The 22,705-nt window shown below is 73.6% G+C and carries 25 protein-coding genes; 14 read left to right on the top strand and 11 right to left on the bottom strand.

What is annotated here, in order from left to right:
* Positions 1-13: 13 nt before the first annotated feature.
* Entirely contained in the window at positions 14-1,105 is a 1,092-nt protein-coding gene (locus KPF22_RS22420; protein ID WP_208822423.1) for a tyrosine-type recombinase/integrase, read from the top strand.
* The gene (locus tag KPF22_RS22415; RefSeq protein WP_208822425.1) at positions 1,080-2,123 is read left to right on the top strand and encodes a FliA/WhiG family RNA polymerase sigma factor; all 1,044 of its coding nucleotides are present in this window, start codon (positions 1,080-1,082) and stop codon (positions 2,121-2,123) included. The genes KPF22_RS22420 and KPF22_RS22415 overlap by 26 nt, the downstream gene beginning before the upstream one ends.
* On the opposite strand, the gene KPF22_RS22410 is transcribed toward KPF22_RS22415, so the two are convergent.
* Positions 2,080-2,526: a M23 family metallopeptidase gene (locus tag KPF22_RS22410; protein ID WP_224403203.1), complete on the bottom strand. Its 447-nt coding sequence runs from the start codon at positions 2,524-2,526 to the stop codon at positions 2,080-2,082. The genes KPF22_RS22415 and KPF22_RS22410 overlap by 44 nt on opposite strands.
* A gap of 803 nt (positions 2,527-3,329) precedes the next feature.
* Here KPF22_RS22410 and rpsB point away from each other — a divergent pair.
* The 5 genes from rpsB (at position 3,330) to KPF22_RS22385 (ending at position 7,451) form a co-directional block, all read left to right on the top strand.
* Complete coding sequence (gene rpsB, locus KPF22_RS22405) at positions 3,330-4,193, top strand: 30S ribosomal protein S2 (protein ID WP_062401033.1); 864 nt, start codon at positions 3,330-3,332, stop codon at positions 4,191-4,193.
* Positions 4,194-4,286: 93 nt separating this feature from the next.
* The gene (gene tsf / locus KPF22_RS22400) at positions 4,287-5,102 is read left to right on the top strand and encodes a translation elongation factor Ts (protein WP_208822427.1); all 816 of its coding nucleotides are present in this window, start codon (positions 4,287-4,289) and stop codon (positions 5,100-5,102) included.
* A 101-nt stretch (positions 5,103-5,203) separates the two neighbouring features.
* Entirely contained in the window at positions 5,204-5,761 is a 558-nt protein-coding gene (gene frr / locus KPF22_RS22395; protein WP_208822429.1) for a ribosome recycling factor, read from the top strand.
* Between the two features lie 5 nt (positions 5,762-5,766).
* The gene (locus KPF22_RS22390) at positions 5,767-6,702 is read left to right on the top strand and encodes a phosphatidate cytidylyltransferase (RefSeq protein ID WP_208822431.1); all 936 of its coding nucleotides are present in this window, start codon (positions 5,767-5,769) and stop codon (positions 6,700-6,702) included.
* Positions 6,699-7,451 (top strand): class I SAM-dependent methyltransferase, encoded by a 753-nt coding sequence (locus KPF22_RS22385; protein WP_208822433.1) that lies wholly within the window; start codon positions 6,699-6,701, stop codon positions 7,449-7,451. The genes KPF22_RS22390 and KPF22_RS22385 overlap by 4 nt, the downstream gene beginning before the upstream one ends.
* 22 nt (positions 7,452-7,473) lie before the next feature.
* Here the strand turns inward: KPF22_RS22385 and KPF22_RS22380 are convergent, their stop codons facing one another.
* Entirely contained in the window at positions 7,474-7,953 is a 480-nt protein-coding gene (locus KPF22_RS22380) for a Rieske (2Fe-2S) protein (protein WP_208822435.1), read from the bottom strand.
* 172 nt (positions 7,954-8,125) lie between these two features.
* Here KPF22_RS22380 and KPF22_RS22375 point away from each other — a divergent pair, with 172 nt between their 5' ends.
* Positions 8,126-8,704, top strand: a complete 579-nt coding sequence (locus KPF22_RS22375) for a hypothetical protein (RefSeq protein ID WP_208822437.1) — start codon at positions 8,126-8,128, stop codon at positions 8,702-8,704.
* A gap of 31 nt (positions 8,705-8,735) precedes the next feature.
* Positions 8,736-9,845 carry a 23S rRNA (adenine(2503)-C(2))-methyltransferase RlmN gene (gene rlmN, locus KPF22_RS22370; RefSeq protein ID WP_161152318.1) on the top strand — a complete coding sequence of 370 codons (1,110 nt, stop codon included), beginning with the start codon at positions 8,736-8,738 and terminating at the stop codon, positions 9,843-9,845.
* An 87-nt stretch (positions 9,846-9,932) separates the two neighbouring features.
* On the opposite strand, the gene KPF22_RS22365 is transcribed toward rlmN, so the two are convergent.
* The 4 genes from KPF22_RS22365 to KPF22_RS22350 are packed head-to-tail and all read right to left on the bottom strand — an operon-like array spanning position 9,933 to position 14,283.
* The gene (locus KPF22_RS22365; RefSeq protein ID WP_224403202.1) at positions 9,933-11,057 is read right to left on the bottom strand and encodes an ABC transporter ATP-binding protein; all 1,125 of its coding nucleotides are present in this window, start codon (positions 11,055-11,057) and stop codon (positions 9,933-9,935) included.
* Between the two features lie 30 nt (positions 11,058-11,087).
* Positions 11,088-11,951 carry a carbohydrate ABC transporter permease gene (locus tag KPF22_RS22360; RefSeq protein WP_224403201.1) on the bottom strand — a complete coding sequence of 288 codons (864 nt, stop codon included), beginning with the start codon at positions 11,949-11,951 and terminating at the stop codon, positions 11,088-11,090.
* Positions 11,951-12,889 (bottom strand): carbohydrate ABC transporter permease, encoded by a 939-nt coding sequence (locus KPF22_RS22355; protein WP_374107520.1) that lies wholly within the window; start codon positions 12,887-12,889, stop codon positions 11,951-11,953. Before KPF22_RS22355 ends, KPF22_RS22360 begins: the two co-directional genes overlap by 1 nt.
* Positions 12,886-14,283 carry a sugar ABC transporter substrate-binding protein gene (locus KPF22_RS22350; RefSeq protein WP_224403200.1) on the bottom strand — a complete coding sequence of 466 codons (1,398 nt, stop codon included), beginning with the start codon at positions 14,281-14,283 and terminating at the stop codon, positions 12,886-12,888. Before KPF22_RS22350 ends, KPF22_RS22355 begins: the two co-directional genes overlap by 4 nt.
* A 159-nt stretch (positions 14,284-14,442) precedes the next feature.
* Between KPF22_RS22350 and KPF22_RS22345 the strand changes: the two genes are divergently transcribed.
* The gene (locus KPF22_RS22345; protein WP_224403199.1) at positions 14,443-15,435 is read left to right on the top strand and encodes a LacI family DNA-binding transcriptional regulator; all 993 of its coding nucleotides are present in this window, start codon (positions 14,443-14,445) and stop codon (positions 15,433-15,435) included.
* A gap of 58 nt (positions 15,436-15,493) precedes the next feature.
* On the opposite strand, the gene KPF22_RS22340 is transcribed toward KPF22_RS22345, so the two are convergent.
* Positions 15,494-16,357 carry a type IV toxin-antitoxin system AbiEi family antitoxin domain-containing protein gene (locus KPF22_RS22340; protein WP_224403198.1) on the bottom strand — a complete coding sequence of 288 codons (864 nt, stop codon included), beginning with the start codon at positions 16,355-16,357 and terminating at the stop codon, positions 15,494-15,496.
* A gap of 125 nt (positions 16,358-16,482) precedes the next feature.
* Positions 16,483-17,547, bottom strand: a complete 1,065-nt coding sequence (locus tag KPF22_RS22335) for an ATP-dependent DNA ligase (protein WP_224403197.1) — start codon at positions 17,545-17,547, stop codon at positions 16,483-16,485.
* A gap of 89 nt (positions 17,548-17,636) precedes the next feature.
* On the opposite strand from KPF22_RS22335, the gene mug reads away from it, so the two are divergent.
* Entirely contained in the window at positions 17,637-18,209 is a 573-nt protein-coding gene (mug, locus tag KPF22_RS22330; protein WP_208822449.1) for a G/U mismatch-specific DNA glycosylase, read from the top strand.
* Here mug and KPF22_RS22325 read toward each other — a convergent pair.
* From KPF22_RS22325 to KPF22_RS22315, 3 genes are read right to left on the bottom strand one after another with little or no spacing between them, the layout of a single operon-like run.
* The gene (locus tag KPF22_RS22325; protein ID WP_208822450.1) at positions 18,206-18,382 is read right to left on the bottom strand and encodes a hypothetical protein; all 177 of its coding nucleotides are present in this window, start codon (positions 18,380-18,382) and stop codon (positions 18,206-18,208) included. The two genes, mug and KPF22_RS22325, sit on opposite strands and share 4 nt — an antisense overlap.
* 11 nt (positions 18,383-18,393) lie before the next feature.
* The gene (ligD, locus tag KPF22_RS22320; RefSeq protein ID WP_208822451.1) at positions 18,394-19,374 is read right to left on the bottom strand and encodes a non-homologous end-joining DNA ligase; all 981 of its coding nucleotides are present in this window, start codon (positions 19,372-19,374) and stop codon (positions 18,394-18,396) included.
* Between the two features lie 7 nt (positions 19,375-19,381).
* A complete protein-coding gene (locus KPF22_RS22315; protein WP_168172194.1) occupies positions 19,382-19,669 on the bottom strand; it encodes a DUF2631 domain-containing protein in 288 nt (95 codons plus the stop codon).
* 73 nt (positions 19,670-19,742) lie between these two features.
* Here KPF22_RS22315 and dxr point away from each other — a divergent pair, with 73 nt between their 5' ends.
* From dxr to KPF22_RS22300, 3 genes are read left to right on the top strand one after another with little or no spacing between them, the layout of a single operon-like run.
* Positions 19,743-20,888 carry a 1-deoxy-D-xylulose-5-phosphate reductoisomerase gene (dxr, locus tag KPF22_RS22310; protein WP_224403196.1) on the top strand — a complete coding sequence of 382 codons (1,146 nt, stop codon included), beginning with the start codon at positions 19,743-19,745 and terminating at the stop codon, positions 20,886-20,888.
* Positions 20,885-22,204, top strand: a complete 1,320-nt coding sequence (locus KPF22_RS22305; protein ID WP_224403195.1) for an RIP metalloprotease — start codon at positions 20,885-20,887, stop codon at positions 22,202-22,204. The genes dxr and KPF22_RS22305 overlap by 4 nt, the downstream gene beginning before the upstream one ends.
* Positions 22,201-22,692, top strand: a complete 492-nt coding sequence (locus tag KPF22_RS22300) for a hypothetical protein (protein ID WP_208822453.1) — start codon at positions 22,201-22,203, stop codon at positions 22,690-22,692. The genes KPF22_RS22305 and KPF22_RS22300 overlap by 4 nt, the downstream gene beginning before the upstream one ends.
* The last annotated feature ends 13 nt before the right edge of the window (positions 22,693-22,705 follow it).

The following is a 22,705-nucleotide window of genomic DNA, read 5'->3' as shown; positions in this document are numbered from 1 at the left end:
GGACCGTCCGGGCATGGCGCGCACAGAGTCCTCCGGTCCCGCGGGGTCGTCCGGTCCCGCGGCCACCGAGCCGGTCCCCGGCGCGGTCGACGGGCCGGCCGTGGGCCCGGCGGGCGCCCGTGCCGCGGGCGCCGGGTCCGCAGGGAGCCCCGGGTCGGCAGGGAGCCCCGGGTCGGCGGGGAGCGACGGGGCCGCCGCGGGTGACGGGCTCGCGCCGGACGTCGCCACCGCCCTCGAGGAGTTCACCGGGCACCTGAGTCACGAGCGGAACCGTTCGCCGCACACCGTCCGCGGCTACCGCTCGGACCTCACCGACCTGCTCCGCGGGCTCCCCGGCCTCGGTGCGCTCGACCTGGACCACCTGCGTCGGCGGCTCGGCGCGACGCACGCCGCAGGCGCCGGGCGGGCCACCGTCGCCCGGCGCACCGCCGCGGCCCGCACGTTCTGCGCCTGGGCGGTGCGCACCGGGCGGCTCGACCACGACCCGGCCGCCCGGCTCGGGTCGCCGCGCGCGGGCACCGTCCTGCCGGAGGTGCCTGCCGCGGCGGAGACCGCGGCGGTGCTGGCCGCCGTGACCTCCGGCGCGGCCGAGGACGCCCCGGAGGCGCTGCGCGACCTGCTGGTCCTCGAACTGCTCTACGCGACCGGGATCCGGGTCGCCGAGCTGTGCGGGCTGGACGTCGGGGCGGTCGACGAGTCCGCCCGTACGCTGCGGGTCCGGGGCAAGGGCGACCGGGAACGGACCGTCGTGTTCGGGGTCCCCGCCGCGCGCGCCCTGCGCCGCTGGCTCGACCACGGCCGACCGGTGCTGGCGACCCCGTCGTCGCCGCCGGCGCTGCTGCTGGGCGTGCGGGGCGGACGGCTGGACCCGCGCGTCGCCCGGACCGTCGTGCACCGCGCGATCCGGGCGGTACCGGGCGTCCCCGACGTCGGACCGCACGGTCTGCGGCACGCCGCGGCGACCCATCTGCTCGAGGGCGGAGCCGACCTTCGTTACGTACAGGAGTTGCTCGGTCACGCTACGCTGTCGACGACACAGCTCTACACGCATGTGACCGTCGACCGGTTGAAGGTGGTTCATGACCAGGCGCACCCTCGGGCCTGAGGCGTCCCCCACGACGCCCCGCCGTCCCGACGCGTTCCCCGCCGCCCTGGCCACGGCCCTCGACCGGAGGGCCGCGGGGGCCGACATGCCCCGCGCGGCCGTCCTCGGACCGGTCCCCGACCCACCCGGGCACCCGCGCCGCGGCCCCCTCGACGCCACCACCGGACGACCGCCGGCGGGCGCGGCCCCCGCGTGCATCGCCCTCGTCCCGGCGACGGGCCGGGCGCCCCGCGACACGCCCGACGGCGCACCGGATCACCTGAACGAGACCGTCGAGCCGGCCGTCGTGCCGCTGTGGCGCGAGTTCCTCGCCACCCGAGCCCCCGCCGCGCGACGACGCCTGGTCGAGCACCACGCCCCGCTCGTGCGCGGCGTGGGGACGAAGCTGGCGGTGCGGCTGCCGTCGTCGATCGAGCTCGCCGACCTGCTGCAGTCCGGGACGTTCGGCCTGATGGAGGCCGTCGACCGGTTCGACCCCGCACGCGGGATCCGCTTCGAGGCCTACGCGGCCCAGCGGGTCCGGGGCGCCATGCTCGACGAGCTGCGTGCCCAGGACTGGGTGCCCCGCACCGTGCGGGCGCGCAGCCGCGAGGTCGAACGGGCCCGTGAGGCGGTGCAGTTCCGCGCCGGGCGCCCCGCGACCGACGGCGAGCTGGCCGCGGAGCTGGGCGTCGCGGTGCGCGACCTCCGTCAGGCCCGGCGGCCGATGTACCTGGTCAGCGCCGAGGACCTCGGCGCGGGCGGCCCGGCGGGCTCGCCGCTGTCGACGCTCCCGGCCGACGACTCGGTGGACCCGGTGACCGCGGCGGTCCGGAGGGAGACCGGGGCGGAGCTGCGTGCCGCGATCGGGCTGCTGGGGGAGCGGGACAAGCTGGTCCTGCGTCTCTACTACGTCGAGAACCGGACGCTGGCCGAGATCGGCGGGGTCCTCGGGGTCACCGAGTCCCGGGTCTGCCAGCTGCACGCCCGGGTGATCACCCGGCTGCGGGCGTCGATGCGGCCGGCGCTGGCGGGCTGACCCGGCCCGGAGCGTCCTCCGCGGGTTCCGGCGCCCCCTCCCAGGGGAGCAGCCGCACCCGGGGAGGCCGCAGCAGCACCAATGGGTCCAGGTGGTCGAGCCGCTCCCGGCGCACGCCCCAGTGCAGGCAGGCCGCGACCGGGCACCCGATGTGCCCGGGTTCCAGCGTCCCCACCGGGTCGCCCCCGGCGAGCCGCGCCCCGGCGACGACGACGGCGGTCACCGGCTCGTAGGTGCTCCGCAGCCCGTCGGGGTGGTCGACGGAGACGACGCCGCGCCCGGCGATCCGCCCGGCGAACACCACCACCCCCTCCCGTGCGACGAGCACCGCCTGCCCGGGGGAGCCGCCGAGGTCGGCGCCGCGGTGCCCGCGGCCGTAACGGAACGCGGGCTTGCGGAACACCGCGGTGACCGCCGGGGGCGGGAGCAGCGGCCACGCGTAGTCCGCCCCCGGGGCCGGGATGCCCGCTCCGGGCGGCCGCGGCGGCGCGGGCGCCGGGCCTGCCCCGTCCGGGGGCCCGCCCGGAGCGGGGGCGGCGCCGGGCGGAGGCGGGAGGCCGTCGGCCCCGGGATCTGGCTCCGGAGTCGGGGCGGCGGTCTCCGGCCTCGCGACCGCCGGTGCTGCGACCGCCGGTGCTGCGCCCGCCGATACCGCGACCACCGGTGAAGGGACCGCCGGCGCGGCGACCGCCGCCCCCGGCGGCACGAGCGCCGCTCCCGTCACGACCACGGCGAGCAGCACCGCCCCCGCCCGTAGCCCGGTCCGCCATCCGGGGAGGGACGCGTGACGCGGGTCCCGGGGCGGGGGAGCGGACGGCGAGGGGAGAAGCACCCGTCCAGCCTGCGACGACGACCGCTCGTCGCCGGGGTGGACCGTCGTCCTGGGGACGTACCGGCCGGTTGTGGACAGGCGCCGCCGGAACCGGGCTCCGCCGCGATCGGCCCGGAGGCCCCGGCGTACACTGGAGCCCGCACCACGTCCGTCGTGGTGACTTCGCGCGCCCGCTCGCCCGTCGCGCCGTTCCCCCAGGGTACGGCGTCGGGAGCGGAGGCCGGGCGGTCCTGCGATCCCGACGTCACGCTCACGTGTGGCCAGGGGGAGCGGGTCCGGCTCCGCCGCGGGCGCCAGGGTGGTCCACCGACCGGTGGGCCCACGAACCGCCTGCGCGGCATCCGCCGCGCCCGACCGAGAGGTGATCGCAGGCCATGGCCGTCGTCACCATGAAGCAGCTGCTCGACAGCGGCGTGCACTTCGGGCACCAGACCCGTCGCTGGAACCCGAAGATGAAGCGCTACATCCTCACCGAGCGCAACGGCATCTACATCATCGACCTCCAGCAGACGCTGTCGTACATCGACCGCGCCTACGAGTTCGTGCGCGAGACCGTCGCGCACGGCGGGACGATCATGTTCGTCGGCACCAAGAAGCAGGCCCAGGAGGTCATCGCCGAGGAGGCGGCCCGGGTCAACATGCCGTACGTCAACCAGCGCTGGCTGGGCGGCATGCTCACCAACTTCCAGACCGTCCACCGTCGCCTGCAGCGCCTCAAGGAGCTCGAGGCGATGGAGCAGAACGGTGGCTTCGAGGGCCGCTCGAAGCGCGAGATCCTCACGCTGACCCGTGAGAAGGACAAGCTCGAGAAGACCCTCGGCGGTATTCGCGACATGTCCAAGGTCCCGTCCGCCGTCTGGATCGTGGACACCAAGAAGGAGCACATCGCCGTCGGCGAGGCCCGGAAGCTCAAGATCCCGGTCGTCTCCATCCTGGACACGAACTGCGACCCGGACGAGGTCGACTTCCCGATCCCGGGCAACGACGACGCGATCCGCTCGGCCGCGCTGCTGACCAAGGTCATCGCCAAGGCCGCCGCCGACGGTCTGGTCTCCCGTGGCCAGCGCCGGGGCGAGGGTGGCGAGGCCGCCGCCGAGCAGCCGCTCGCCGAGTGGGAGCAGGACGTCCTGGCGGGCAACGAGGTCGGCTCCGACGGTGCCAGCCTCTCCGCCGCCGGTGGCGACGGTGCGGCGGCCGCGGCCGCCCCCGCCTCCACCAGCAACGGCACCCAGAACTGAGTGCGCGCGTCCGGCGGGCCCGCGCACCGTGGGCCCGCCGGACGCGACCCGGTGATCCATTCCCGTCACGACCCAGAGGACGAGAGACACCCGATGGCGAACTACACCGCCGCCGACGTCAAGCGGCTCCGTGAGCTCACCGGCTCCGGGATGATGGACTGCAAGAAGGCGCTCGAGGAGTCCGAGGGCGACTTCGACAAGGCCGTCGAGCTCCTCCGCATCAAGGGCGCGAAGGACGTGGGCAAGCGCGCCGAGCGCGCCACCGCCAACGGCCTGGTCGTCGCCGAGGGCGGCACCCTGGTCGAGCTGGACTGCGAGACCGACTTCGTCGCCAAGTCCGACGACTTCATCGCGCTGGCCGAGAGGATCCTCGCCGCCGCCGTCGAGCAGAAGCCGGCCGACCTCGAGGCCCTCCGTGAGGCCAAGCTCGAGGGCACCACCGTCGGCGAGGCCGTGCAGGAGCTGTCGGCCCGCATCGGCGAGAAGTTCGAGCTGAAGCGCTACGCCCAGGTCGCCGGCCAGTCGGCCGTCTACCTGCACAAGCGCGCCACCGACCTGCCCCCGCAGATCGGCGTCCTGCTCGCCTACTCCGGCGACGACGCCGAGGCCGCCCGCGGTCTCGCGATGCAGGTCGCGGCGGCCCGGCCGGAGTACCTGACCCGTGAGCAGGTCCCCGCCGAGATCGTCGAGAACGAGAAGAAGATCGCGGAGGCGACCGCCCGCGAGGAGGGCAAGCCCGAGCAGGTCCTGCCCCGCATCGTCGAGGGCCGGGTCAACGGCTACTACAAGGACGTCGTGCTCCTGGAGCAGGCCTCCGTCGTCGACCCGAAGAAGTCGGTCAAGGCCGTCGCCGACGAGGCGGGTCTGACCATCACCGACTTCGTGCGCTTCGAGGTCGGCCAGAACTGATCCTTCCCGCCCCCGCCCGGGTGGTGCTCCGCGCACCGCCCGGGCGGAGGGTGAGAGGATCGTGACCGCCAGCGAGTACGACCAGGCCGGGGGATGCAACCGTGATCGAGGAAACCCTCTTCGACGTCGAGGAGAAGATGGAGAAGGCCGTCACGGTCGCCCGTGACGATCTGGCGTCGGTGCGTACCGGCCGGGCCACTCCGAACATGTTCTCCCGGATCGTCGTGGACTACTACGGCGCGTGGACCCCGCTGAACCAGCTCGCCTCGGTGTCGATCCCCGAGGCGCGTATGGCGGTCATCAAGCCCTACGACGCCAGCCAGCTCAAGCAGCTCGAGAAGGCCATCGCCGACTCGGACCTCGGGGTCAACCCGTCCAACGACGGGCAGATCATCCGCGTGATCATCCCGCAGCTCTCCGAGGAGCGGCGCCGGGACATGGTCAAGGTCGCCCGCGGCAAGGGCGAGGACGCGCGCGTCGTGCTCCGCGGCCTGCGCCGCAAGGCGATGGACGAGCTGCACCGCATCCAGCGTGACGGTGAGGCCGGCGAGGACGAGGTCGCCCGCGCCGAGAAGGAGCTGCAGAGCGTCACGGACCGCTACGTCGCGCAGATCGACGAGCTGGTCAAGAACAAGGAATCCGAGCTCCTCGAGGTCTGAGCCCGGTGCCCTCCTCCTCCGACGCCGCCGTCCCCGTGACCTCCGACCTCCCCGGTGACGGGCCGGCCGGTGTGTCGGCGAACCCGGACGGGCCGAAGCCCGTCCGGGGGCAGAAGGGGTACAAGCGGTCCCGGCTGGGCCGCAACCTCGTCGCGGCGATCGCAGTCGGCGTCGGGCTCGGCGTCATCATCCTGCTGAGCCTGCTGATCCAGCGTCAGGGCTTCGTCCTGGTGCTCGCCTGCGTCACCGCGGTGGGCACCTGGGAGCTCGCGGGCGCGCTGCGCCGGGGTGCAGACATCCGGGTCTCGCTGCCGGTGCTGCTGGTCGGCGGCCAGGCCGTCGTCTGGCTGTCCTGGCCGTTCGGCCTCCACGGGGCCGCGGTCGCTCTCGCCGCGACGGTGCTGGGCTGCCTGCTGTGGCGGATGCGGACCGGCGCCGCGCACTTCGTGCGCGACATCAGCGCCTCGCTGTTCGTCGCGGTCTACGTCCCGCTGCTCGTGGCCTTCGCCGTGCAGCTGACCGTCGCCCCGGACGGCGTGGGTCGGGTCCTGACCTTCCTGCTCTGCGTGGTCGCCTCCGACGTCGGCGGATACGCGGCGGGCGTCGTCGCGGGCCGGCACCCGATGGCCCCCACGATCAGCCCGAAGAAGTCCTGGGAGGGCTTCGCCGGTTCGCTGGTCGCCGGGATGGCCGCGGGCTCGCTCTGCATCGGGCTGATGCTGGACGCGCCCTGGTACTGGGGGCCGCTCGTCGGTGCGCTGCTCGTCGCGACGGCCACCCTGGGCGACCTGGTCGAGTCGCTGGTGAAGCGCGACATCGGCGTCAAGGACATGGGCAACCTGCTGCCCGGTCACGGCGGTCTGATGGACCGTCTGGACTCGTTGCTGCCGACCGCGTTCGTCGCCTGGGCGATCCTCGGGATCGTCGTCCCGGTCGCGTGAAGCGCACCTACCAGGGGTTCGGCGGTCAGCCGAAGCCCGGCCCGGCCATCCCCAGCCCGAACATCTGGAACTGGCCCGAGGTCTACGAGACCGAGAACCGCGCCCAGGACGCCGACGGCGAGCTCTGGGCCGCGCTATGGGCCGAGACCGGCGGCTGGGCGGGGGCCGACGTCGTCGACGTCGGCTGCGGGGACGGCTTCCACCTGCCGCGCTTCGCCGAGCAGGCCGCCACCGTCACCGGTGTCGAGCCGCACCCGCCGCTGGTCGAACGGGCACGACGGCGCGTCGCCGGAGACGACCGCATCACCCTGCACGCCGCGGGCGCCGAGCGGCTCCCGCTGCCCGATGCCTGCGCGGACCTGGTCCATGCCCGCACCGCGTACTTCTTCGGGCCGGGCTGTGAACCGGGGCTCGCCGAGGCCGAGCGGGTACTGCGCCCGGGCGGGGTGCTCGCCGTCGTCGACCTGGACTTCACGGTGCGGCCGTACGGGACGTGGCTGCGTGCCGACCTGCCCCGCTACGACCCACCCGCGGTCGACCGGTTCTTCGCCGCCCACGGCTTCGCGCTGCGCCGGGTCGTCTCGACCTGGCGGTTCGACACCCGCGCGGACCTGGAGGAGGTCCTGCGCATCGAGTTCTCCGCACGGACCGCGCGCCGGGCGATCGACGACGTCGCCGACCGCACCGTGCGCGTGGGCTACCGGCTCCACACCCGGCGCCGCGCCGACGGCCTCGTCCTGCCGTCCTGAGCCCGCGGCGCCGGGAGCGGCCTCAGGCCAGGGTGATCGACCCGTCCGCGACGGTGACCTGCCGCGGGTCGAGCGGCCGCTGGGCCGGCCCGTCGACGACGGCGCCGTCGAGGGAGAAGCGGCTGTTGTGGCACGGGCACACGATCTGGCCGTCGGTGACCTGGCTGACGGTGCAGCCCTGGTGCGGGCAGATCGCGGACAGGCCGGTGAACGACCCCTGCTGCGGCTGGGTGACGACGACCTGCGCGTCGGCGTAGATCGCGCCGCCGCCGACCGGCACCGCGGACGCCGGGCCGAGGACGGTGCCGGGGGAGCCCTGCGGGGCGTCCCCGGTCTGGGCCTGCCCGCCGCCTGCGGTGGTGGAACCGCCGCCACCGCAGGCGGCGACCGCGCCGATCGCGGCCACGCCGGCACCGGCGATCATCGCGCGGCGGCCGAGTGCGGGCCCTCCGGCGCGCGGGGCGGGATCGGGCGCGGTGGAGGACGTCGTGGGGAGGGTCATGGCTCTCCTGGGGGAGGCCGGGCGGGGGCCCGGCGGTGTGGTGGTGGCGGCCCGGGGTTCGGGGACCCGGGCACGTGACGAGCCTCCCATGATGTCCGGTTCGAGGTGGGGCGGGTGTGTCGTTCCGCCACACCTACGCCGTGTCCTGGGCCGCTCTCGCTACCGTGGGTGCATGCCGTACACGATGCGCCAGCCGTCGCTGGGCGTTCCCGTGCCGAGCCTGGAGATCGTCCTGGGCCTGCTGGCCTGGGTGGTCGGTGCGGGCGGTCTCGGGAACGGGTTCGCCACCGTCCTCGTCGCGCTCGGGATCTTCCTGACCGCGTACCTGTGGATCGTGCGCCGGCGCAACGCGGCGATGGCGGTGACCCTGCACCCCGAGCGGAAGCGGCGGATGCAGCGGCTGATCGTGATCGGCGTCGCCGGGGTCGTGCTGCTGCCGTCGCTGCTGTCCCTGGTCGACTACGGCGAGCTGGCCACCGCCCTGTCCGCCGCCCTCGTCGGGGTGCTGCTGATCCAGGCCTCCACCGTGCTGGAGGAGCGCAGCCTCGTCGCGACCGGCGGCCTGGTGCTGCTCATCGCCGCGTTCGGCGCCTTCCTGGCCCTGACCTACCAGGGGCAGGGGACCGGGTCCGCGGTGCCGGTCACCGGGCTCTGCGCCGGGATCGTGCTGTGGCTCGCGGCCGCGCGCAGGCTCGGGATCCTGGAGGACCTGTCCCGACGCTACAACGTGCGGATCCCCGGGATCCGCTGACCCGCGGCCGGGCTGGCACACTGGAGGTGCCATGTCCAGCCTCCCGCTCGTCTTCGACGCACCCCGCCGCGGTACTCCGCCCCGCCACCTCGCCGACGTCGACCCGGCCGACCGTGCCGCCGTCGCGCAGGAACTCGGTGTACCGCGGTTCCGCCTCGACCAGTTGGCCCGCCACTGGTTCGGTCGTCTCACCGACGACCTCGACACCATGAGCGACCTCGGCGGTGACGTCCGGGAGAAGCTGCGCCCGCTGCTCCCGCCGCTGGTCACGCCGCTGACCGAGAAGGCCTGCGACGGCGGCGCCACCCGCAAGACGCTGTGGCGCGGCCACGACGGCGTGCTCGCCGAGAGCGTGCTGATGCGCTACCCCGACCGGGCCACGGTCTGCATCTCCAGCCAGGCCGGCTGCGGGATGGCGTGCCCGTTCTGCGCCACCGGCCAGGGCGGCCTGCAGCGCAACCTGTCGACCGCCGAGATCGTCGACCAGGTCCGCCGCGCCGCCGCCCAGGCCCGCGACGGCGTGCTGGACGAGCCGACCCGGCTGTCGAACGTCGTGTTCATGGGGATGGGCGAGCCGCTCGCCAACTACAAGCGGGTCGTCGCCGCCGTCCGCCGGATCACCGAGCCGGCCCCGGACGGGCTGGGCATCTCCGCGCGCGGGGTCACCGTGTCCACCGTCGGGCTCGTCCCGGCGATCGACCGGCTCCGCGAGGAGGGGATCCCGGTCACCCTGGCCATCTCGCTGCACTGCCCGGACGACGAGCTGCGCGACACCCTCGTCCCGGTCAACAACCGGTGGAAGGTGGCCGAGGTCCTCGACGCGGGCCGGCGCTACGCCACCACGACCGGCCGCCGCGTCTCCATCGAGTACGCGCTGATCCGCGACGTGAACGACCAGCCGTGGCGCGCCGACATGCTGGCGAAGGTCCTGCGGCAGCACATCGGCACGTCCCGGGTGCACGTCAACCTCATCCCGCTGAACCCGACGCCGGGCAGCGAGTGGGACGCCTCGCCGAAGCCCGTCGAGGACGAGTTCGTGCGCCGGGTGCGCGCGGCCGGCGTCGCCTGCACCGTCCGCGACACCCGCGGCCAGGAGATCGACGCGGCCTGCGGACAGCTCGCCGCGTCGCATCCTGGCTGACCCGCCCGGCGACCCCCTCGGAAGCTCGCCGCGCCGCGTTCGGGCCGACCCGCCCGGCGACCCCCTCGTGTCGCCGGGCGGACCCGCTCAGAGGCGGTCGCCGCTCTCCGGGTGGAACAGGTGCAACCCCTCGGTCGACGGCGTCAGTGCGACCCGGTCCCCGCGCCGCGCCCCGGTGCGCCCCGCGGTCCGCACGACGACGGCGTCGTCGCGGGAGGCGGTCAGCGACGCCGTCGCCGACAGGTCGCCGGAGGACTCGGCCAGGGTGCCGTAGAGGTAGGCGTCGGACCCGAGCTCCTCGACGACGTCGACCCGGGCCGGGATGCCCTCGCCGCCGTCGGGGGAGACCGTCCACTGCTCGGGGCGGATGCCCAGGGTCACCTCGGTGAGCTGGTGCGCCCCGATCGTCGACCGGACGTCCTGGGGCAGCGCGACCTCCCGCCCGGCGAGGGTCACCCCGCGCTCGGTCACCTTCGCGGTGAACAGGTTCATCGCCGGCGAACCGATGAACCCGGCGACGAACGCGTTCTGCGGCCGGTCGTACAGGTCGGCCGGGCTGGCGAACTGCTGCAGCTTCCCGTCGGCGAGCAGCGCGACGCGGTCACCCATCGTCATGGCCTCGACCTGGTCGTGGGTGACGTAGACGGTGGTGACGCCCAGACGTCGCTGCAGCGCCGCGATCTCGGTGCGGGTCTGCACCCGCATCTTCGCGTCGAGGTTCGACAGCGGCTCGTCCATCAGGAAGACCCGCGGCTCGCGCACGATCGCCCGGCCCATCGCGACACGCTGACGCTGGCCGCCGGACAGGGCGCGCGGCTTGCGGTCGAGGTAGTCGGTCAGGCCGAGGATCTCGGCGGCCTCCTTGACCTTGACCGCGCGCTCGGCCTTGTCGATCCCGGCCATCTTCAGCGGGAACGCCATGTTCTCCCCGACGGTCTTGTTCGGGTAGAGCGCGTAGTTCTGGAACACCATGGCGATGTCCCGGTCCCGGGAGGCGACCCCGACCATGTTCTCGCCGTCGATCCGGATCGAGCCGCCGTCGATCTCCTCGAGGCCCGCGAGCATCCGCAGCGCCGTCGACTTGCCCGATCCGGACGGCCCGACGAGCACGACGAACTCGCCGTCCTCGATCGTCAGGTCCAGCCGGTCGACGGCCGGCTTGGCTCCGGGGGTGTAGATCCGAGATGCCTGGTCGAACACCACGTCAGCCACGGCGGGCTCCCATCCTGGTCACGAACACGATCACTTGACGGCCCCGAAGGACAGGCCCTGGACCAGCTTGTTCTGGGCGATCCAGCCGGCGATGACGACCGGCAGCGCGGCCACGGTGGCCGCCGCGCAGAGACTGGCGAAGTACAGGCCCTCGGAGGTGATGAACCCGACGAGGTACACGGGCACGGTCGCGGCCCGCGAGGCAGTCAGGTTCACCGCGAAGAAGAACTCGTTCCAGGCGAAGATCATGCAGATCAGCGCGGTGGCGGCCATGCCGGGCGAGATGATCGGCAGCACGACCTCGCGCAGCGAGCGCCACAGCGACGCCCCGTCCATGCTCGCGGCCTCCAGGAGCTCCTTGGGGACCTCCAGGAAGAACGACCGCATCATCCACACCGCGATCGGCAGGTTCATCGCCGTGTAGAGCACGACGAGCGTCCAGATGTTGTCCAGGGCACCCAGGTAGTTCACGACGACGTAGATCGGCACGATCGCCGCGACGACCGGCAGCATCTTGGTCGAGATGAAGAAGAACAGCACGTCCTGGGTCTTGCGCACCGGCCGCAGCGACAGCGCGAACGCGGCCGGGGTGCCCAGCAGGAGCACCAGGACCGTCGAGGCGACCGTCGCGAACAGCGAGTTGAGCAGGTAGGGCCCGACCCCGCCGCCGAACACCTCGGCGAAGTTGTCGAACGTGGGGACGAAGAACACCGTCGGCGGGATCGTGACGGCCTGCGCCTCGGTCTTGAAGGCGGTCATCACCATCCACAGCACGGGGAAGAAGAACCCGAGCCCGACGATCCAGGCCAGCACGCTCAGCAGCGGCCCGGCCCCGCGCGGGGCCTTCCGCGGCGTCGTCGCGGGGGTGGAGGTCCGTTCGGCGACTGCGGTCATCACGCCTCCTCGGCGGCGGAGAAGCTGCGGAAGATCAGGCGCAGCGCCAGGGTGGCGACGATGATCGTCGCCACCACGGTGACGACGCCCATCGCGGCGGACTCGCCGATGTCGAAGCCCAGGAACGCCCGCTGGTAGATGTAGAACGGCAGGTTCGCCGACGCCGTACCCGGACCGCCCTGGGTCATCATGTAGATCGTGTCGAACGTGTTGACCAGGTAGATCGCGCCGAGCACGACACCGAGCTCGATGAACCGCTGCAGGTGCGGCAGCGTCACCTCGCGGAACACCGCGAACCCGGTCGCCCCGTCCATCCGGGCGGCCTCGAGGACCTCCTGCGGCTGGGAGCCGAGCCCGGCGAGGATCAGCAGCATCATGAACGGCGTCCACTGCCACACCAGCGCGATGATCACAGCGGCCCGCGGGAAGGTGGACACCCAGTCGGTCTGCCCGGCGCCGAACGGCGAGAGCAGGAAGTTCACCAGGCCGTAGGTGGGGTCGAACAGCACCGACTTCCACAGCAGCGCACCGGCGACCGGGGTGATCAGGAACGGCGTGATGATCAGCGTCCGGACGATGCCGCGGCCGAGGAACGCGCGGTTGAGCAGCAGCGCGATCAGCAGCCCGAGCACCATCGCGATCGCGACCGCGCCCAGGGTGAGCAGGATCGAGTTCAGCGCGACGCCGCGGAACTGCGAGTCGGTGAACACCGTCGCGTAGTTCTCCAGCCCGACGAAGCGCTGGCTGCCGGGGCGCACCAGGTTCCAGGACTGCAGCGAGTACCAGATCGTCACCAGGAACGGCAGCTGCGTGACGATGATCGTGAAGATCAGCGCGGGCAGCAGCGGTGCCCGGCGGATCCAGCCGTCGCGGCGCTCCGCGGCCGGTGAGGTCTGCCGTTCCGGTGCCGCCTGCGGTGGTGCCTCTGTGGCCGTCACCGGTCGCCCCCGCTCTGCTGGTAGGACTCGCCCACGGTCTCGGCGTACTGCTGGGCCTGGTCGAGGGCCTCGTCAGCGGTCTGCTGCCCGGCGATGGCCGCGGAGATCTGCTGGCTGACCCGGGTCCCCAGGTCCTGGAACTCGGGGATCCCGACGAACTGCAGCCCGGTGTACGGGACGGGGTCGCGGGTCGGCCGGTCCTGGTCGGCGGCGTTGATCGCGGCGATGGTCTGCGGCGCGTAGGCCTTCGACGCCGCGACGTACTCGGGGATCCGGTAGGTCGACTGGCGGGCGCCGGGCGGGACCGAGGTCCAGCCGAGCTCGTCGCCGACCATCTTCTGGTACGGCTTGGACGTCATCCAGGACAGGAACTTCCAGGTCGCGTCGACCTGCTCGGGGCCCTTCTCCGCGGTGGTGCGGGGGATGGCCAGCGCCCACGAGTACAGCCAGCCCGAGGACAGGCCGTCGACGCCGGTCGGCGCCGGCGCGTAGCCGACCTTCCCGGCGACGTTGGACTGGGCCGGGTCCTCCAGCAGACCCGCGGCGACGGTGGCGTCGAACCACATCGCGGTGTTGCCCTGGCTGAACTGGTTGCCGCACTCGGAGAACCCGGAGCCGGCGGCGCCGGCCTGGCCGTCGCGGCGGACGAGGTCGACGTAGAAGTTGACCGCCTTGCGCACCTCGGGGGAGGTCAGCTGGGCGTTCCACCGGTCGTCGAACCAGCGGCCGCCGTAGGAGTTGATCATCGCGTCGACCGGGGCCATGACCTCGCCCCAGCCGGGCTTGCCGCGCAGGCAGATGCCACCGCGGCCCTGCTCGCGGTCGGTGAGGCGGTCGGCGAACTGCGCGACCTGGTCCCAGGTCGGCTTCGCGGGCATCGTCAGCCCGGCCTGCTCGAACAGGTCCTTGCGGTACATCAGGAACGCGGACTCGCCGTAGAACGGCACCGAGTACATGTGTCCGTCGGGGCCGGACAGGGCGCCGCGGATGGTCGGTGTGAAGTCGTCCCGGTCGTAGCCGGGGGTGGCGTCCATCAGCGGGTCGAGGTCGACCAGCCAGCCGTTGCGGGCCCACTGGGGGGTCTCGTAGTTCGAGATCATCACGGCGTCGAACTCGTCGCCGCCGGTGGCGACCGACGCGGTGATCTTCGCGCGGGCCTCGTTCTCCGACAGGCTCACGAAGCGCACGGTGATGCCGGGATTCTCGGCCTCGAACCGCGGGCTGAGCTCGATCGCGTCCTCCATCTGCGGGTTGGACACGATCGCGATCGTCACGATCCGGGTGCCCTGAGGCAGGCCGAACGTTCCGGCCCCGGCGCAGCCGGTGAGGGCGAGACCGATGACCGCCAGCAGCGCGGTGAGGACGGCGGGACGCGACCTGGTTCTCGGGCGCACGGGCACTCTCCTCGTCGTCGAGGGCTCCGACGGGTGTGCAACGGTGTGGTCCGGGACACGTCCGTCCGGTATGACCGGTGCACGGTATGCGTGGAGTAACCGCTTGCGCAACCGGTTGCCTGTACGCTGTCGCCAACCCGTGACCCGCCTCGGAGGTGCGTGATCGCGACCATGGCCGAGGTCGCCCGGCTCGCCGGGGTCTCCACCGCGACCGTGTCCCACGTCCTGAACGGCACCCGGCCCGTCCGGGAGACCACCCGCGAGCAGGTGCTGGCCGCGATGGCGCAGGTGCACTACACACCCAACGCCGCCGCACGCTCGCTCGCGACCGCGCGCACCCGGACCGTCGGGCTCGCGCTGTCGGCGATCTCCAACCCGTACCTGGGCGAGCTGCTGCACGCGATCGAGGACGAGTCCGCCGCGGCCGGGCACACCCTGCTGCTCGCCGACCCGCACGACGACCCGGGCTACGAGGCGACGGCCGTCGCGCAGCTCCGCAGCCGCGTCGACGGCGTGCTGTTCGCCCCCTCGGGCGACTCCACCGCGACCCTCGAGGCGCTCGCCGCACAGGGCGTGCCGACGGTGCTGGTCGACCGGATGCTCGACGGCGAGCTGGACGAGGTCGGCTCGGAGAACGTCGAGCCCGTAGCCGGGCTGGTCACCCACCTGGCCGAGGCCGGGCACGGGAGCATCGGCTTCGTCGCCGGCCTGGCCGGACTCGCGACGACCGTCGAGCGCCTCGCGGGCTACCGCCTCGGGATGCGCCGGGCCGGCCTCCCGCCCGGGCCGGTGGTGGAGGGGCGCTCGGACAGCGAGCCCGCCCGCGCCGTCGTGCGCGAGCTGCTGGCTTCGCCCGAGCGGCCCGCCGCGCTGGTCACCGGAAACAACGCGATGACGATCGGCGCCGTCCAGGCCGCCCACGACCTGGGCCTGCGCATCCCCGGGGACCTGGCCCTGGCCGCGTTCGACGACTTCCCGTGGGCCGACGCGTTCAGCCCGCGCCTCACCGTCGTCGCGCAGCCGTTCGCGGACATCGGGCGCGAGGCGGTCCGGCTGCTGCTGCGCCGCATGGCCGAGCCCGAGGCGCAGCGGCGCTCGCTGCGGCTGCCGACGACCTTCGTGCACCGGGAGTCCTGCGGCTGCCGACCATGATCCTTCTCTGCGGAGCGTGCGATGCCCCGCAGGGTGCGCCGGGCTCCGCGGAGAAGGATCACCGCAGTGCCGACCGGATCCGGCCCACCGTGTCGCCCGGCCGGTCCCGGACGTCCTGCCAGGTGAACCGCAGCACCGTCCACCCGGCGGCGACCAGGGCGTTCTGCTTGCGCCGGTCGGCCCGGAAGCGGGTCGGGTCCGAGTGGAACGCCCAGCCGTCGAGCTCCACCGCGAGCCGCTCCGGCACGAACGCGACGTCCACCCGCCACGGACCGAAGGGCCATCCGAGGACGAACCCGGTGAGCCCCGCCCGTCGCAGGTGCGCGACGAGGCGACGTTCGGCCCGCGAGTCGCCGCGGTCGGCGGCCTCGACGACGAGCTCGCGGGCCCGAGCCCACCCGTGGGTCCCGACCCCGCGCTGGAAAGCGGCGAGCAGCTCGGGGAAGGGCAGTCCCCGCTGCAACACACGGTCGAGGAAGGTGGTGCCGTCGGTGAGGGCGACGGCCGTCTCCAGCGCGGTCAGGGCCGGCGCCGTGACGGCGACCCCGCGCCGTTCCGTCCGGTCCGCCGGGTCCAGGGTGCGCCGGCGGACCCGGATCCGGTCCGGTGGTGTGCGCCGCGCGTGCGCGGGGACGGTCACCCCCACGACCGGGAACGCGGTGCTGGGTACCGACATCCGGTGCAGGAACGCCGCCGCGGGCCCGTCGACGACGGCGCCCGGCCCGGCCCACAACGCGGCGGCCACCACCCGTCCCCATGCGGTGGGCCGGTGCGACGCCGCCCGGTACACCCCCGGTGCGACGACCACGACGTCGCCGCGGGCGACCCGGCTGCGCAGTGCCTTCGCCGAGATCCCGCACGCCGTCGCCTGTGCTCGGGAGAACACGCCGTCCTGGCCGCGCAGCACCGTGTCCAGGTCCATGCGGGGCACCCTGGCCGGGAACTGCGCGCGCCACGGGCGAACTCGGGGGAGCCGTTCGCAGTCGTGATCCTTCTCCGCGGAGTCCAGGGTCCCCCGCAGGGCGGCGCGGGTTCCGCGGAGAAGGATCACCCGCGCCCGGCGAGCACCTCCGCGAGGTCGAAGTTCACCGGGCGCTCCAGCTGCTCGTAGGTGCACGAGGCGGGCTCGCGGTCCGGCCGCCACCGCACGAACTGGGTGGTGTGGCGGAAACGCTCGCCCTCCATGTAGTCGTAGCGGACCTCGACCACCCGCTCCGGGCGCAGCGGGACGAAGGACAGGTCCTTGCCGGCGTTCCACCGGCTCGTCTCGGACTTGCGCGGTGTCCGCTCGCCCTCCAGCTGCTTCGCCCAGGCCCACGGGTGGTTGTCGAAGTCGGTGACCAGCGGCTGCAGCTCGGTCATGAGCTCGCGGCGGCGCGCCATCGGGAACGCCCCGACGACCCCGACCGACACCAGCACCCCGCGGGCGTCGTGCAGGCCCAGCAGCAGCGACCCGACGGCGTCCGGGCCGGACTTGTGCACCCGGTACCCGGCGACGACGCAGTCCGCGGTCCGCTCGTGCTTCACCTTGGTCATGACGCGCTTGTCGGGCTGGTAGGTCCCGGCCGGGTCCTTCGCGATGAGCCCGTCGAGCCCGGCGCCCTCGAACTTCTCGAACCAGCGGCGCGCGGTGGCGGTGTCGTCGGTGACCGGGGTGAGGTGCACCGGCGGGGCGACGCCGGCGAACGCCTCCTCCAGCAGCGCGCGGCGCTCGGCGAACGGGCGCGCGGTGAGGTCGTCGTCGCCGAGCGCCAGCAGGTCGAAGGCCACGAAGGACGCCGGCGTCTCGGTCGAGAGCAGCGTCACCCGGCTGGCCGCGGGGTGGATGCGCTGCTGGAGCGCCTCGAAGTCCAGTGCGTTCCCGGAGGCGACGACGATCTCCCCGTCGACGACCGCACGCGGCGGGAAGTGCGCCTTCACCGCCTCGACGACCTCGGGGAAGTAGCGGGTCATCGGCTTCTCGTTGCGGGAGCCGATCTCGACCTCGTCGCCGTCGCGGAAGACGATCGAGCGGAAGCCGTCCCACTTGGGCTCGTAGAGCCTGCCCTCGGGGATCGACGGGGCGGGCTTGGCCAGCATCGGCTTCACCGGGGGCATCACGGGCAGGTCCACGGCGGACGAGTCTCCTCTCGATCGTCGGCGCGAGCATCCCGGCTCGCCCGTCCGAGGGGGGACCGGCCGGGTGCGCCAGACTGATCGGTGTGGGACGACTGCCCGACCGGGAGGCGCTGGAGCGGGCGCGGGACGCGACGATCGACGACGTCCTGCCCGGGCCCGGCGACCCGCCGCTGCGGGTGCTGTTCTGCGGCATCAACCCCGGCCTGGTGTCGGCGGCGACCGGGCACCACTTCGCCCGCCCCGGCAACCGGTTCTGGCCGGTGCTGCACGGATCCGGGTTCACCCCGCGCCTGCTGGCACCGGCCGAGCAGGGCGAGCTGGCGCGGCTCGGGCTCGGCATCACGAACATGGCGCCCCGGGCCACCGCGCGGGCCGACGAGCTGTCCGACGACGAGGTCGTCGCCGGTGGGGAGCGGCTGCGCGCGCTCGTCGCGGCGCGGGAGCCGGGGTGGCTGGCCGTCGTCGGGATCGGGGCCTACCGGACCGCGTTCGGGCGGCGCGACGCGGCGGTGGGGGAGCAGACCGACCGGCTGGGGCCGACCGGGATCTGGGTGCTGCCCAACCCCTCGGGTCTCAACGCGCACTGGTCGCGCGCGGCGATGGTCGCCGAGTTCGCCCGGCTGCGGGCCCGCGCCCGGGAGCAGGGGCCGGGCTAGGCCCCCGGGGTCGTCGAGCGCAGGAACAGCCCGAGCGCCAGGCCGACGGCGAGGAAGACCAGCAGCCACCACCACGTGCCGGACAGCACCCACACGGCGGACCCGACGGCGAGACCACCGCCGATCCCGTACCCGAGGCGGTTCAACCTGTCCTTGCGTGGCCCGTCGTCCATGGGCCCCGAGCCTAGCGGCCGCCTCCGTCGAGATCGGGCAGATCGGGCGTCTCCGCACCGTCGCGCTCGTCGCGGTCGGCCCACTCCAGCAACGGCTCGATGCCGAACACGGCCTCGTCGATGCCGGCGTGCAGGTCGCCCAGCTCGGCGTAGCGGGCCGGGACGGTCGCGATCGTGAAGTCCCGGGGCTCGCAGTCGTCGATCTCGTGCCAGGCCACCGGGGCCGACACCCGCGCGTCGGGGGTGCCGCGCACCGAGTAGGCGCAGGCGATCGTGTGGTCGCGGGCGTTCTGGTTGTAGTCGACGAAGACCGTCGACGGGTCGCGGTCCTTGCGCCACCAGGACAGGTCGACGCGGTCGCAGCGACGCTCCACCTCACGGGCGAACGCGTGCGCGGCACGGCGGACGTCGGCGAACCCGTGGTCGGGCGGGATGCGCACGTAGACGTGCAGTCCGGAGCCGCCGGAGGTCTTCGGGAACCCGGTCGCGCCCAGCTCGTCGAGCACCTCGTGCACCACACCGGCGACGCGGCGGACGTCGGCCCAGGACGCGTCGGGCATCGGGTCCAGGTCGATGCGCCACTCGTCGGGGGACTCGACGTCGGCGGCGCGGGAGTTCCAGGGGTGGAACTCGACGGTCGACATCTGCACCGCCCAGACCACGTCGGCCGGGTGGGCGACGCACAGCTCGTCGGCGGTGCGGTTGTACCGCGGGAAGGTTACGCGGACGGTGCGGACCCAGTCGGGGGCGCCGCGCGGCAGCCGCTTCTGGTGCACCTTCTCCCCGGTGACGCCGGTGGGGAAGCGGTGCAGCATGCACGGCCGGTCGCGCAGCGCGCGGACGACGCCGTCGCCGACGGCGGTGTAGTAGTCGGCGAGGTCCCGCTTGGTCTCGCCCCGCTCCGGGAAGTAGACGCGGTCGGGGCTGGACAGCCGCACCACGCGGTCGCCGATCGTCAGCTCGACCGGCTCACCCGCCCCGCGCGCGGCCACCCGTGGCTCAGAGCCGGCGACGCCGCCGGTAGACCGGGTACGCGACCGCGCCGATCAGGCAGACGGCGGCGGGCACGGCCGAGAACAGGAACTCGGTCCAGCTCACCGGGTGCCCGATGGTGAACAGCAGCAGCACGATGCCGGTGACCGCGGCCGCGATCGGCAGACCCTTGGGGAAGTTCTGGTGCCAGCCCCAGTCGACCGACGGCTCGTCGGCCGGGTCGACCCCGGACGCGACCGCGATCTCGCGGGTCTTGCTGGTCGTTGCGCTGTGCGCCACTGCCTTGCTGGCCACCGTGTGTCCTCCTGCTCCGGCTCCGTGCGGGGTCATCGTCGCACAGCTCGCGGGCCGAGGATGATGTGCGGTGATGAAGTCACTCGTCGTGTTGGGCAGCACCGGGTCGATCGGCACCCAGGCCCTGGACGTGATCACCCGCGCCGGCGGGTTCACGGTGTCCGGGCTGGCCGCGGGCGGATCGGACGTGGACCTGCTGGTGTCCCAGGTCCGCACGCACCGCGTCGGGCGGGTCGCGGTCGCGTCCGCCGCTGCGGCGGTCCGGGTGCGGGAGGAGCTGCCCGGCGTCGAGGTGCTCGACGGCCCGGACGCCGCGACCGAGCTGGTCACCGCGTGCGGCGCCGACATCGTCCTGAACGGCATCACCGGCTCCCGCGGCCTCGGCCCGACCCTGGCCGCGCTCGCCACCGGTGCCCGGCTCGCACTGGCGAACAAGGAGTCGCTGGTCGCGGGTGGCCCGCTGGTGTCGGCGGCGGCCGCGCCGGGGCAGATCGTGCCGGTCGACTCCGAGCACTCCGCGCTCGCGCAGTGCCTGCGCGGCGGGCGGGAGTCCGAGGTCGACCGGCTGGTCCTCACCGCCTCGGGCGGCCCGTTCCGCGGCCGGTCGCGCGCGTCGCTGCGGGACGTGACCGTCGAGCAGGCCCTGAAGCACCCGACCTGGGACATGGGCCCGGTCATCACCATCAACTCGGCGACGCTGGTGAACAAGGGCCTCGAGGTGATCGAGGCGCATCTGCTGTTCGGGGTGCCCTATGACCGCATCGACGTCACCGTGCACCCGCAGTCGATCGTGCACTCGATGGTCACCTTCACCGACGGCTCGACGATCGCGCAGGCGTCGCCGCCGGACATGCGGCTGCCGATCGCGCTGGCGCTCGGCTGGCCGGACCGCATCGCCGGCGCCTCGGCGCCGTGCCGCTGGGACACCGCGCAGAGCTGGACCTTCGAGCCCCTCGACGACGACGCGTTCCCCGGTGTGCGGCTCGCCCGCGCCGCCGGGACCACGGGCGGCTGCCTGCCCGCGGTGCTCAACGCGGCCAACGAGGAGCTCGTCGAGGCGTTCGTCGCCGGGGCGATCGGCTACACCGACGTCACCGACCTCCTCGGCGGGGTGCTGGAGGCGGCCGACGCCTGGACGGGTGACCCGGCTACCGTGGACGACGTGCTGGCTGCCGAGACCTGGGCCCGCGCCCACGCGCGCGAGAAGGCGGGAACGTGACCATCGTCTGGACGGTCGTCGGTATCGCGATCTTCTTCTTCGGGCTGCTGCTGTCGATCGCCTGGCACGAGCTCGGGCACTTCACCACGGCCCGCTGGTTCGGGATCAAGGTCCCGGAGTTCATGGTCGGCTTCGGTCGCACCCTCTGGTCGGTGCGCCGCGGAGAGACCGAGTACGGCATCAAGATGATCCCGCTGGGCGGCTACGTCCGGATGATCGGGATGCTGCCCCCCGCGAAGGGCGGGACGCTGGGCCGCAACCGTCGCACCGGTCCCTTCCAGGGGCTGATGGACGACGCGCGGCGCCAGTCGCAGGCCGACGTGCTCCCCCAGGACGCGGACCGGCAGTTCTGGACGCGGTCGCCGTGGAAGCGGATCGTCGTCATGTTCGCCGGGCCCTTCATGAACCTGGTCCTGGCGGTCGCGCTGTTCTTCGTGACGTTCATGGGCGTCGGCATGGTCGCGCCGACCACCCAGATCGCCGCGCTCGAGGAGTGCGTGCTCCCGGCGGTGGCGGTGCAGGGCCAGGCCCCGGAGACGTGCCCGGCCGGGGCGCCGCTGGCGCCCGCGCTGGCCGCGGGTGTCCAGCCCGACGACCGCATCGTCGAGGTCGGCGGGCAGCAGTTCGGGCCGGACGACGGCATGGCGGTGCAGGACGCGATCCGCGCGTCGTCGGGGCCGACCCCGATCGTCGTGGAGCGCGGCGACCGGCGGATCCCGCTGACCGTGGACGTCATCCCCAACACCCTGCCGGACCGGAACTCCTCGGACCCGCAGGCCACCGTGACCGCGGGCTACCTGGGGGTCCTGCTCAACACCAGCTACCAGCCGTTGACGGCGGGGGAGACCGTCGCGCAGATCGGCGACGGGGTGGCCCGCACCGCGGAGGCCGTCGTCGCGATCCCGGCGCGTATCCCGGCGCTGTTCGGCGCCGCGTTCCTCGGCGAGGAGCGCGGCCAGGACAGCCCGATGGGCGTCGTCGGCGTCTCCCGGATCGGCGGCGAGATCCTCGCCCAGCAGGACGTGCCCTGGCAGCAGGACGTGGCGTTGTTCCTGAACATGCTCGCCGCGGTGAACCTGTCGCTGTTCCTGCTCAACCTGCTCCCGGTCCCGCCGCTGGACGGCGGCCAGATCGTCCCGGCGATCTGGGAGGCGATCAAGCGCAACACCGCGAAGCTGCTCGGACGACCCGACCCCGGGCCGGTCGACGCGGCCAAGCTCCTGCCCGTCGCCTACGTCTTCGTGATCGTCTTCCTGGGGTTCTCGGTCATGGTCGCGATCGCCGACATCGTCAACCCGGTGCGGCTGTTCGGGTGAGCGCAGCACCCGAGGGCGCACGCCCGCTGGCGGTCTTCGACATCGACGGCGTCCTCGCCGACGTCTCGCACCGGCTGCACTACCTCGACGTGCACCGGTGGGAGAAGTTCTTCGCCGCCGCGCACGCCGACCCGCTGCTCGACGAGGGCGCGGACCGGCTGCGCGCGGCCCAGGACTCCTACGACGTCGTCTACCTGACCGGCCGCCCCGAGCGGAACCGCAGGCTGACCGAGACCTGGCTGAGGGGCTTCGGCCTGCCCACCGGGCCGCTGTTCATGCGCCCCGACGACGACCACCGCCCCGCCCGCTACGTCAAGCGCGAGGTCCTGCGGCTGCTCGCCCGCGAGCGCGAGATCGCGATGATCCTCGACGACGACCCCGCCGTCGTCCGGGTGCTGGAGGCCGACGGGTGGCCGGTCGAGCTCGCGACCTGGCTGCCGCACAGCTCGACGCTGCAGGACGCGCAGGAGAACCAGGGCCGCACGTAGTGCCCCTGCTCAC

Origin of the sequence: Pseudonocardia sp. ICBG1034 (assembly GCF_020131375.1) — a bacterium.
Classification (GTDB): Bacteria; Actinomycetota; Actinomycetes; order Mycobacteriales; family Pseudonocardiaceae; genus Pseudonocardia; species Pseudonocardia alni.
The sequence above is the reverse complement of the archived record's forward strand: the minus strand, read 5'-3'. Positions and strand labels throughout refer to the sequence as shown.

Excerpts from the sequence above, each read along its gene's own strand:
- KPF22_RS22420 (WP_208822423.1), top strand. The coding sequence starts at position 14 with ATGGCGCGCACAGAGTCCTCCGGTCCCGCGGGGTCGTCCGGTCCCGCG.
- KPF22_RS22415 (WP_208822425.1), top strand. The coding sequence starts at position 1,080 with ATGACCAGGCGCACCCTCGGGCCTGAGGCGTCCCCCACGACGCCCCGC.
- rpsB (WP_062401033.1), top strand. The coding sequence starts at position 3,330 with ATGGCCGTCGTCACCATGAAGCAGCTGCTCGACAGCGGCGTGCACTTC.
- tsf (WP_208822427.1), top strand. The coding sequence starts at position 4,287 with ATGGCGAACTACACCGCCGCCGACGTCAAGCGGCTCCGTGAGCTCACC.
- KPF22_RS22380 (WP_208822435.1), bottom strand. The coding sequence starts at position 7,953 with ATGACCCTCCCCACGACGTCCTCCACCGCGCCCGATCCCGCCCCGCGC.
- KPF22_RS22375 (WP_208822437.1), top strand. The coding sequence starts at position 8,126 with ATGCCGTACACGATGCGCCAGCCGTCGCTGGGCGTTCCCGTGCCGAGC.
- rlmN (WP_161152318.1), top strand. The coding sequence starts at position 8,736 with ATGTCCAGCCTCCCGCTCGTCTTCGACGCACCCCGCCGCGGTACTCCG.
- KPF22_RS22360 (WP_224403201.1), bottom strand. The coding sequence starts at position 11,951 with ATGACCGCAGTCGCCGAACGGACCTCCACCCCCGCGACGACGCCGCGG.
- KPF22_RS22340 (WP_224403198.1), bottom strand. The coding sequence starts at position 16,357 with ATGGACCTGGACACGGTGCTGCGCGGCCAGGACGGCGTGTTCTCCCGA.
- KPF22_RS22325 (WP_208822450.1), bottom strand. The coding sequence starts at position 18,382 with ATGGACGACGGGCCACGCAAGGACAGGTTGAACCGCCTCGGGTACGGG.
- dxr (WP_224403196.1), top strand. The coding sequence starts at position 19,743 with ATGAAGTCACTCGTCGTGTTGGGCAGCACCGGGTCGATCGGCACCCAG.